Annotated in this window: 8 protein-coding genes and 1 tRNA gene; 3 read left to right on the top strand and 6 right to left on the bottom strand. The window is 47.0% G+C overall.

The genetic code is table 11. The features are described 5' to 3' along the window. Positions 1–73 precede the first annotated feature (73 nt). The 3 genes from QUB35_RS32800 to gcvH all read right to left on the bottom strand — a co-directional run bounded on the left by QUB35_RS32800 (position 74) and on the right by gcvH (position 4,872). Complete coding sequence (locus tag QUB35_RS32800; protein ID WP_333146208.1) at positions 74–529, bottom strand: protein kinase domain-containing protein; 456 nt, start codon at positions 527–529, stop codon at positions 74–76. Positions 530–863: 334 nt separating this feature from the next. Continuing rightward, a complete protein-coding gene (gcvP, locus tag QUB35_RS32795; protein ID WP_445252079.1) occupies positions 864–3,857 on the bottom strand; it encodes an aminomethyl-transferring glycine dehydrogenase in 2,994 nt (997 codons plus the stop codon). Between the two features lie 625 nt (positions 3,858–4,482). Continuing rightward, entirely contained in the window at positions 4,483–4,872 is a 390-nt protein-coding gene (gene gcvH, locus QUB35_RS32790; RefSeq protein WP_333146206.1) for a glycine cleavage system protein GcvH, read from the bottom strand. A gap of 59 nt (positions 4,873–4,931) precedes the next feature. On the opposite strand from gcvH, the gene QUB35_RS32785 reads away from it, so the two are divergent. Then, positions 4,932–5,774, top strand: coding sequence for an alpha/beta hydrolase (locus tag QUB35_RS32785; protein ID WP_333146203.1), 843 nt, complete (start codon positions 4,932–4,934; stop codon positions 5,772–5,774). Between the two features lie 105 nt (positions 5,775–5,879). On the opposite strand, the gene gcvT is transcribed toward QUB35_RS32785, so the two are convergent. Beyond that, positions 5,880–7,031 carry a glycine cleavage system aminomethyltransferase GcvT gene (gene gcvT, locus QUB35_RS32780; RefSeq protein ID WP_333146201.1) on the bottom strand — a complete coding sequence of 384 codons (1,152 nt, stop codon included), beginning with the start codon at positions 7,029–7,031 and terminating at the stop codon, positions 5,880–5,882. 230 nt (positions 7,032–7,261) lie between these two features. On the opposite strand from gcvT, the gene QUB35_RS32775 reads away from it, so the two are divergent. Beyond that, positions 7,262–7,801, top strand: a complete 540-nt coding sequence (locus QUB35_RS32775; protein WP_333146199.1) for a hypothetical protein — start codon at positions 7,262–7,264, stop codon at positions 7,799–7,801. Positions 7,802–7,901: 100 nt separating this feature from the next. Continuing rightward, the gene (locus tag QUB35_RS32770) at positions 7,902–8,726 is read left to right on the top strand and encodes a DUF4339 domain-containing protein (protein WP_333146197.1); all 825 of its coding nucleotides are present in this window, start codon (positions 7,902–7,904) and stop codon (positions 8,724–8,726) included. A gap of 197 nt (positions 8,727–8,923) precedes the next feature. On the opposite strand, the gene QUB35_RS32765 is transcribed toward QUB35_RS32770, so the two are convergent. Both QUB35_RS32765 and QUB35_RS32760 read right to left on the bottom strand, forming a co-directional pair. Next, positions 8,924–8,996, bottom strand: a tRNA-Ala gene (locus tag QUB35_RS32765). Between the two features lie 153 nt (positions 8,997–9,149). Then, entirely contained in the window at positions 9,150–9,353 is a 204-nt protein-coding gene (locus QUB35_RS32760) for a hypothetical protein (RefSeq protein WP_096832242.1), read from the bottom strand. Positions 9,354–9,450 lie beyond the last annotated feature (97 nt).

Below are 9,450 nucleotides of genomic sequence, written 5' to 3'. Positions count from 1 at the left end.
GAGGCTCTTTCTGCCCATTCTTGTGACTACTTTCCTATGCCTGACCTCATTCCCGAATTTCAGACCTGAATCCTTACATATTTTCTGGTTTAACATCGAGGTGTACTAAGTTCTGCTTGTGAACAAAAGTCAGCGCATCTCCCACTTGCTGAATAATTGGCAAAGCTTTTGTTTCCGACAAAATGCCGTTATCTTCCAGATGTCCAGCCAAGTCAATCCCGTCGATTAATTCCATCACCATGCACCACAATTCAATATCTCCAGCCATTTCTGGAAATACTTCATAAACTTGAACGACGTGGGGATGGCTGCACCTTACTAAAGACAAAGCCTCGTTGACAAATTTGGTTTGAAGTTCGCGAAAATTTGGCTTACCTTGAGAAATGGCATTTAGGGTTTTGATGGCGACTACTTTACCTTCTTTGCAGTTTTGAGCGCGGTAAGTGACACCGAATCCGCCGCCGCCGAGGATTTCTTCGATTAGGTATTTGCCGTTGTGGATTTGTTGTCCCGGCTGCCAGTGCCTCATAGCGGGTTTGTGGGGAGGGATAGGATGGTTTTGATTATAGCTGAGATGGGGGAATTTTTGTTGAGGCTTTGGATGATATCGTTTACGGTTGTTTCGGAATGATTTAACCGCAGAGGCCACAGAGGGCACAGAGGAAGAGAAGAGAGAGGTGAGGTTGAGAAACCGGGTTTTTTTACGTAGATATTCGGCATCTATCAAACCCGGAGATCCCCCCTAGCCCCCCTTAAGAAGGGGGGGACTGGAAGTAATCAAAGTCAACCCCTACTCCCCTTCTTAAGGGGGATTTAGGGGGATCTAGACTCAGATATAAACGAGATTTAAATGGATTACACTCTTAATTGTAAGCCTCCATTGGTAAACAAGAACAGACAAAATTACGATCGCCAAACGCATTATCTATCCGGCCCACCGCCGGCCAAAACTTATATTCGCGAGTCCAAGAGGTCGGATAAGCCGCTTGCGCGCGAGTATAAGGACGATTCCACTCATCAACCATCAGAGATTCTGCTGTGTGCGGCGCATTTTTTAACACATTATTTTGCGCGTCAACATTACCTTTTTCAATCTCCGCAATTTCGCCTCGAATCGCAATCATTGCATCGCAAAAACGGTCTAATTCCTGCTTTGATTCGCTTTCCGTCGGTTCCACCATTACCGTACCAGCAACCGGCCAAGAAACCGTCGGCGCGTGATAGCCGTAATCCATCAGGCGTTTGGCGATATCTTCGACTTCAATAGCCGCAGATTTTTTGAGAAGTCGCAAATCTAGAATACACTCATGCGCCACCAAACCAGCTTTCCCTTTGTACAAAACCGGATAATAAGATTCTAACCGTTTTGCCATGTAATTAGCATTAAGAATTGCTACTTTTGTCGCCTCAGTTAAACCGAATCCTCCCATCATCCGAATGTACATCCAAGAAATAGTCAAAATGCTAGCACTTCCCCAAGGCGCTGCGGAAACAGCACCAACTGATTGGGATATTTTGCCTTTAGGAAAGGAGGATTTGATGTTGCTCCCCCCCTTAGCAAGGGGGGGTTGGGGGGGGTAAGATTTTAATTCTTCATCAGTAGAAGGTAAGAAAGGCACCAAATGAGACATTACCCCAATCGGCCCCATTCCTGGCCCGCCGCCGCCGTGGGGAATACAGAAAGTTTTGTGCAAATTCAAGTGACAAACATCAGCGCCAAAATCACCGGGGCGGCACAAACCAACTTGAGCATTCATATTTGCGCCGTCCATATAAACTTGTCCGCCGCAGTTGTGGACAATCTCGCAAATTTCTTTAATTTCTTCCTCAAAAACGCCGTGGGTTGATGGATATGTCACCATCAAAGCCGCCAGTTCATTTTTGTGCTTCTCGGCTTTTTTATGTAAATCCGCAACATCAATATTGCCCTGAGAATCGCACTCGACAGCCACTACTTTCATCCCCGCCATCACCGCGCTAGCCGGATTTGTACCGTGGGCTGACTGGGGAATCAAACAGATATTTCGGTGAGATTCGCCTCGGTGTTCGTGGTATTGGCGAATAACTAACAAACCCGCGTATTCGCCTTGGGAACCGGCGTTTGGCTGCAAAGAAATTCCCGCGAAACCGGTGATTTCTGCCAGCCACTGTTCTAGTTGCACGAACATCATTTGATAGCCGCGACTTTGATCGCGGGGTGCAAAGGGATGTATCTTGCCAAATTCCGCCCAAGTCACCGGCATCATCTCTGCTGTTGCATTCAATTTCATTGTGCAAGAACCCAACGGAATCATCGATGTATTTAGCGATAAATCCTTGGCTTCTAAACGGTGCAAATAGCGCAAAAGTTCAGTTTCTGAATGGTAGCTGTTGAAAACTGGATGACCGAGATAGCTGCTGGTGCGATCGCAAAAATCTGGTAAGGTCAAATAGGAATTCAATGCGTCTGCATCCAGCGGAATGTTGAGAGCATTCTGCCCGTCACCCCTGATATAATCTTTATCCTGTGCAAAAATTTCCCACAACTCTTGCACATCTTCAACCGTGACAGTTTCATCTAAAGTGATTCCCACTGTCGAATCATCGAAAACTCGGAGATTAATTTTGCGAACTTTAGCAGCTTCTAGAAGTTCTGACAGCGGTTTGTCTCCCAATTCTACCCGCAAAGTATCGAAGAAAGGTTGAGAACCAATTTTGTATCCGAAACTTCTTAAACCGGATGCCAAAAGTGCTGTTAAAGTCCGTACTTTCTCAGCAATGTCTTTCAGTCCAGAAGGGCCGTGATAAACAGCATACATACTCGCCATCACTGCCAGCAAAACTTGAGCCGTACAAATATTGCTGGTTGCTTTTTCGCGGCGGATGTGTTGTTCGCGAGTTTGCAAGGCTAAACGTAAAGCAGATTTGCCGTTGGCATCTTTAGAAACGCCGACAATTCTCCCCGGAACTTGCCGTTTAAACTCTTCTCGCGTGGCGAAATAGGCTGCGTGGGGCCCTCCGAATCCCATCGGCACTCCGAAGCGCTGAGTGCTTCCTACGGCTATATCCGCGCCGAATTCGCCGGGGGGTGTGAGCAAGCAAAGGCTCAATATGTCGGCGGCTACTGTGACTAATGCGCCGACTTCGTGTGCCGATCGAATAAAATCGGTATAGTCGTAAATTGCGCCGTCTGTGGCGGGGTATTGCAGGAGAGCGCCGAAGATTATACGATCGAACTCAAAGCTTTGATGGTCGCCGACAATTACCTCAATTCCCAACGGCTTAGCGCGAGTTTGCACCACTTCCACAGTTTGAGGGTGGCAATCTTGGGAAACAAAAAACGCTTTTGCCCCCTTTTTGCTAGCGCCGTAACTCACAGCCATCGCTTCCGCCGCCGCAGTCCCTTCATCCAGCAAAGAAGCGTTGGCAATTTCCAAACCCGTGAGGTCAATTATCATGGTTTGGAAGTTCAGCAAAGCTTCCAATCGCCCTTGAGCAATTTCGGCTTGGTAGGGAGTGTAAGCTGTATACCAGCCGGGATTTTCTAGGATATTCCGCTGGATGACCGGGGGAGTGATGCAGTCGTGATATCCAATGCCGATGTACGATCGAAATACCTGATTTTTTGCAGCAATTTCTTTCAATTCTGCCAAAGCGCTGTACTCGCTTCGCGCTTCGGGAAGTTGTAAGGGTTGAGAAATGCGAATCGCCGCAGGAACCGTTTTGTCAATCAACTCATCGAGGCTGGAAATGCCCAAAACATTGAGCATTTGCTGGATTTCGCTGGGTGTCGGGCCAATGTGCCGGCCCGCAAAACCATTGATGGAGGAAAGGTTTTGCTGCTGGTTGGGTTCAAGTTGAGGGCTGTAGAGTACCAAGGCGGATTCTCCTGAATAGACTTTTGCTTCTTTGTTTGTAACATTTTGCTAAGAAAACCAGGAAGATTTTCTGCGTCTATCAAAGTTCGACAGTCCGATAGTCCGACAGTCCGACAGTCCGACAGGGGTTGAAACCCCTGTCTCATAGCTAAAGTCGTCTGAAGACGACTAAGGAAGATTTTTTGCGTCTCTCAAAGTCCGAGAGTCCGACAGTCCGATAGTCCGACAGTCCGACAGTCCGACAGGGGTTGAAACCCCTGTCTCATAGCTAAAGTCGTCTGAAGACGACTAAGGAAGATTTTTTGCGTCTATCAAAGTCCGACAGTCCGACAGTCCGACAGTCCGACAGGGGTTGAAACCCCTGTCTCATAGCTAAAGTCGTCTGAAGACGACTGTAGATTAAGGTCGATGGTTGAAACCGCTCTCGAGAGTCAAACGAAGTCTGCCTTAGCGGACAAGCGAGATAAAGGGGGTATTTAAGCCGGATTTGGTATCAGTCGTCTTTAGACGACTTGTGCTATTAGCCAGGGGTTTCAACCCCTGGCGGATTGTGGAATTATCAACGAGCCCTATGCCCTATGCCCCATGCCCTATGCCCCATGCCCTATTCCCTATGCCCTATTCCCTATTCCCCTTCGACCATTTTGCGATACTCCGGGGCCGAGAAAGCCTCGTCTGCTTCGCTGGGATTGTCAACGCGCACTTTCAGCAGCCATCCAGCGCCATAGGGGTCTTCTGCCAAATCTTCGGGAGACTCTATAATGTCATCATTGCGTTCTACGACTATACCGGTAACTGGTGCTTTCAAGTCTTCAACGGCTTTCACTGACTCGACTGTACCGAAAGCTTCGCCCTTTTCCAACCCTGCACCGACTTCGGGCAAATCTAGAAACACGATATCGCCGAGTTGGTCAACTGCAAAGGCACTGATGCCGATGGTGGCAATTTCGCCTTCTAATCGGATGTATTCGTGGGTGTCTAGGTATTTCAGGTCATCGGGGTATGTTAGTGCCATGTCTTTTCTCGCAATAAAAAAGTATTAGTTAAATCTTATTCAACTATGAGCCTTTAGTAATGACTAAATGGAACAGAAAAAATATTAAACGCTTGCTTTTTGGAGAATTTTCTGTCAAACGACTGATGCGCTCTATAATTTTTATTTACGCATTTCTATGTTTTTACGGTTTCTTTGTTTCAGAACGGCTAATTTTTCAACCTCCCCCATCTAGTCAAAGTGATAGCAGGGAAGTTATCAAAGTTAGCTCAGCTAATGGCGTGAAAATTTCTGCTGTTCATTTTCCTAACCCGCAAGCTAAATATACCATACTTTACAGTCACGGGAATGCGGAAGACTTGGCCGGGATTTTGTGGGTACTCAGAGAGATTCGAGATAGTGGGTTTGCTGTGTTTGCCTATGATTATCAAGGTTACGGCAGGAGTCAGGGAAATCCTTCTGAATATAATACTTATCGTGATATTGATGCTGCTTACAATTATTTAACCCAACAGTTGGGAGTACCTGCAAAGCAAGTTATTCTTTACGGGCGTTCTGTGGGCGGTGGGCCGACTATTGATTTGGCTTCGCGGCAAAAAGTCGGCGGTTTGGTGGTTGAAAGTTCCTTTGTTTCGGCTTTTCGGGTGTTGACGCGGATTCCGCTTTTACCCTTTGATAAGTTTGTGAATATTGATAAGATTGGCAAAGTTCGATCGCCTGTTTTGGTGATTCATGGTAAGGCTGATGAGGTGGTGCATTTTTGGCATGGAGAGCAGTTGTTTGCAGCGGCGAAGCAGCCGAAATTGAATTTTTGGGTTGATGGGGCCGGTCATAATGATTTGATGGATGTGGCGGACGATCGCTATGCTGCAACTTTGCTAAAATTTGCTAAGCTAGTAGATGAATCTTCTCGACCAAGATGAGCAACGGGCTAGAAGCCCGTTCCACAACAACACATACACTTCACTTCACTTTTTTTTCGGTAGTTGCTCTTAGTCTGCCCCTGAATTAAGGCTTACCTACTTAATTTAAATGGGGCGGTTTTGCGATTTATAAAATGGTTTTTTCACCACATTAGCCGGATAGTTTTTCCCGCGAATTTCGACTTCTAATTGCTGACCGATTTTCGCTAATTTTGCGGGAACAAATGCGAGGGCCACTGCGCGATTCAATGTAGGCGATAATGTACCGCTAGTAACTTCTCCTACTGTTTCGCCTTCCAATATTACCGGATAGCCGTGGCGCGCAATGTGCCGCCCCTGCATTTCTAACCCTACCAACCGCTTCGATACTCCACTCGCTTTCTGCTGTTCCAAAACCTCCCGCCCAATAAAATCGCCTTTGGTGTCGAGGTGAACTACCCAACCCAATCCAGCCTCTAAAGGTGTGATATTGTCGTCGATATCTTGACCGTAAAGAGCCATTGCTGCTTCTAAACGCAAGGTATCTCTCGCACCCAATCCGCAAGGAACAACGCCAGCAGCTAACAATTTTTGCCACAGTTCTTTTCCTACTTCGGCATCCACCATGATTTCAAACCCATCTTCGCCGGTGTAACCTGTTCTGGCGATAAAACTCGGCTGTCCCAACAGATTTGTTTCTAAGTGGCCGAATGCCTTAATTGGTGCGAGGTTGTCTTCTACAAAAGGCTGGAGATAGTTAACGGCTTCCGACCCTTGAATTGCAATTAAAACTTTATCTTCAGAAATGTCTGTAAAACAGAGTTCGCTCAATTCTAAGTGAGTGGTAATCCATGCTTTGTCTGCGATGCGAGTGGCGGCGTTGACAATGATTACTGCACGTTCTTCGCTAGTGATAGGATCTGGTTCTTGGCAGTAGAAAATAATGTCGTCTAAGATGCAGCCTTTGGCATTTAGCAAGACTGTATATTGAGCTTGACCGGGTTGCAAGCGGCTCAAGTCTGAGGGTACTAAGGGTTGAAATTTTTCTATTACTTGTTTCCCTCTCAAACCAAATTTTCCCATGTGGGAAATGTCGAACATTCCTGCTTGCTGGCGTACTGCTTGGTGTTCGCTGCTAATGCCTGCGTACTGTACTGCCATCTCCCACCCGGAAAATGGCACCATCCGAGCTTTGAGTTCTAATGATAGGTCGTACAGAGGCGTGCGGGCAAGTTGGCTCGGACTCTCTGGATTGTTGGGTTCAGTTGACTTTGCCACTGGTAGCGCTTTGGTTGTGGGTAGACTGTTTTGATTTTACGGGAAAATTGGTTTTCGCGGTGTGTGGCACGATCGAATTTAACGACACGGCAATGCTGTTTAGGTACAAGTCGCGATCGAATTTAACGACACGGCAATGCTGTTTAGGTACAAATTAGGATACGGCAGTGCCGTTTCCCTGACGAGCGACTGTTGCTCTTAGTAAAAACCTGACCGTTGATGGTTACGAGATGCCTAGTGGCGAACACCGGGTAGGGTCAACGGGCGCTAGTCTTTTGCTTGGTTACTCAAAAGAGTATTTTTCAAGGTTGGCATTTAAAGCGCCCAAACAGTTAAAAGCTTTACAGGGAGAGGGTTTTCAAGGTTGCCTAGTTGAAACGTTAACAGAAAGGGACGATCGGCGCGGTGCATCCAAAATCAAAACCTTAAGCAAAACAGACTTCAAAGTCTGGGTGGAATATGAGGCAACCAAAGGCAACAAACACGCCCTGGCTCTGATGGCTGCATCTTTCAGTGAAGTGCTTGACGATCGCTTTGTCGCTGCTTTCGGTCACACGCCTATTGCTGACAAGGACAAGCTAGAAAAGTTTGATGTCGATTATGGAGCGTATTTGGAGCGGGAAGAGCTGTACCGGGAGTTAAGGGAAGAGTTGGAAGCGCTAGAACTTCCAGGCGACAAACTCTATTACCCTTTCCTGGAACCGCTGGCTACGGGCCACTATTCTAGCTACGCTGAAGACCCCGACTGCTATCAAGCCCAATCTATCTAAACAATGTTCAACCTCCCAGGCGCTGACCTAGGAGGTTGAATTTACCATTTAGGGCAAAAGATTGAGACAATTTTGGTATCCCTATCAAAACTGCAAACTCATGAAAATTCCATCATGGCCCGCGTGGTTTCCCCATCCTATCTCATGTTTGAAAGGTTTTGTCCTCAGCTACGCTTTCGCCTCCACGGTTAAATCTCAGTTTCCAGTGCAAGCTCGTGAGGACGTTGCTCCTATCTTGATTGGAGCGTGGATCTGGGTAGTCTTGCTATTTACCTTTTTCCATTGGATTTCTGCGTTTGCTATCAACTTAGCGTTAAAACATTTACCCACAAACCCATCGTTTGGAAATTTGCGCCAACACCTGACTACCTGGTCGAGCACAAAACAGTCTCACTGGAAGGAGGGGTTAAAGGCTTTCGTTATCAGCTTTCTAACTTCCATTTTCGTAACGGTTGTTGTATTTTCAATAATCCCCGCACCTAGTCGGATTGACGCCTACAACAACAATTCCTACGGGCTCAGGCAGACGATGATTCAGGTGAGATTTACTCTAATCCCCATTGGAATGACAATAATTTCTGCCTATCTCTATCAATGCGATCTTTGGCTGCGTCAGCGACGGGCGGCAAACCGAGAAAGGCGATCGCAGAATTCCACCGCACCCGCTCCAAATCCAATAGAACAAGACCTCAACCAACTGAGCGCCGACGCTGGATCAACTCGGATGCGACCTGCGAGACTAGCCGCCCCCGAAGTTGCTAACTGGTATGTATTCCGATCGGGCAAAGCCGAGGGCCCGTACACGGCGCTGCAACTTTGGGAAATTCAGAAAATTACAGCTCGCACAAAAGTTCGGCGAGGGGAAGCCGACTGGCAGCGCGCCGGGGAAATTTCAGAACTGGCAAAGTATCTCAGTGAAAAATAGGAAGCCAATAAAAAACCGCTGGTACACACTAGCGGTTTTTTGTTGCGGGCGATCGTGGGACAAGTCTAAATTTTCACAATTTGAGTGCAGGCTGAATTACTTTTACGGGTACAAATCAGGTATGCTGTTTTGTGACCCTTCTTCGCAATTTTCCTTTTTAGTGTCTGTAGTGGTTGCGTATCCCTAATCTTGACTTATGGAGAATAGCGGGCTCGAACCGCTGACCCCTACAATGCCATTGTAGTGCTCTACCAACTGAGCTAATTCCCCTTTCTTTTCGCGCTCTCAATCATGCCTTAACTGACCAATATTTGTCAAGCTTTTTGGGGAAATTAGTTTTGAGCCTTCGGCTGGCAAGGCTTTCGGCTTTTTTTCCACAAAACTCTCCTCGCTTCTGGACAATGGTCAATCGCCTACTATCATTTAGTAAGTGTGTTGGGATATTTCGCTCAAATGGCTCAAACAAGACCCCATGAGGAAGTAGACGACTAGCAGAGCGGCGGCTGAGACCGCAACTAGGGTGCCGGCTAGCATTAGTGAAAATTCCCGTTGCGCGATCGCCTCCTGCATTAAGTGCAAAGACCAGGCAACGAGGGCAACGTCAATTATTAAAATAGAAACCAGCATAAGTTACGATTTGTAACAGCTTACCTATTGTAACAAAACTTTTCGCTCCGTGCAGATAAGCTCAGGCGTATTTAACTTTTGCTGTAAAACCCGAAGG

Source organism: Microcoleus sp. B13-B6 (genome assembly GCF_036705405.1).
Lineage (GTDB): Bacteria > Cyanobacteriota > Cyanobacteriia > Cyanobacteriales > Microcoleaceae > Microcoleus.
Note: the sequence above shows the minus strand (reverse complement) of the source record. Positions and strands in the feature narration are given on the sequence as shown.

Bases quoted from the DNA above. Each gene is read 5' to 3' on its own strand.
- QUB35_RS32800 (WP_333146208.1), bottom strand. From the start codon at position 529: ATGAGGCACTGGCAGCCGGGACAACAAATCCACAACGGCAAATACCTA.
- gcvH (WP_333146206.1), bottom strand. From the start codon at position 4,872: ATGGCACTAACATACCCCGATGACCTGAAATACCTAGACACCCACGAA.
- QUB35_RS32785 (WP_333146203.1), top strand. From the start codon at position 4,932: ATGACTAAATGGAACAGAAAAAATATTAAACGCTTGCTTTTTGGAGAA.
- QUB35_RS32775 (WP_333146199.1), top strand. From the start codon at position 7,262: ATGCCTAGTGGCGAACACCGGGTAGGGTCAACGGGCGCTAGTCTTTTG.
- QUB35_RS32770 (WP_333146197.1), top strand. From the start codon at position 7,902: ATGAAAATTCCATCATGGCCCGCGTGGTTTCCCCATCCTATCTCATGT.
- QUB35_RS32760 (WP_096832242.1), bottom strand. From the start codon at position 9,353: ATGCTGGTTTCTATTTTAATAATTGACGTTGCCCTCGTTGCCTGGTCT.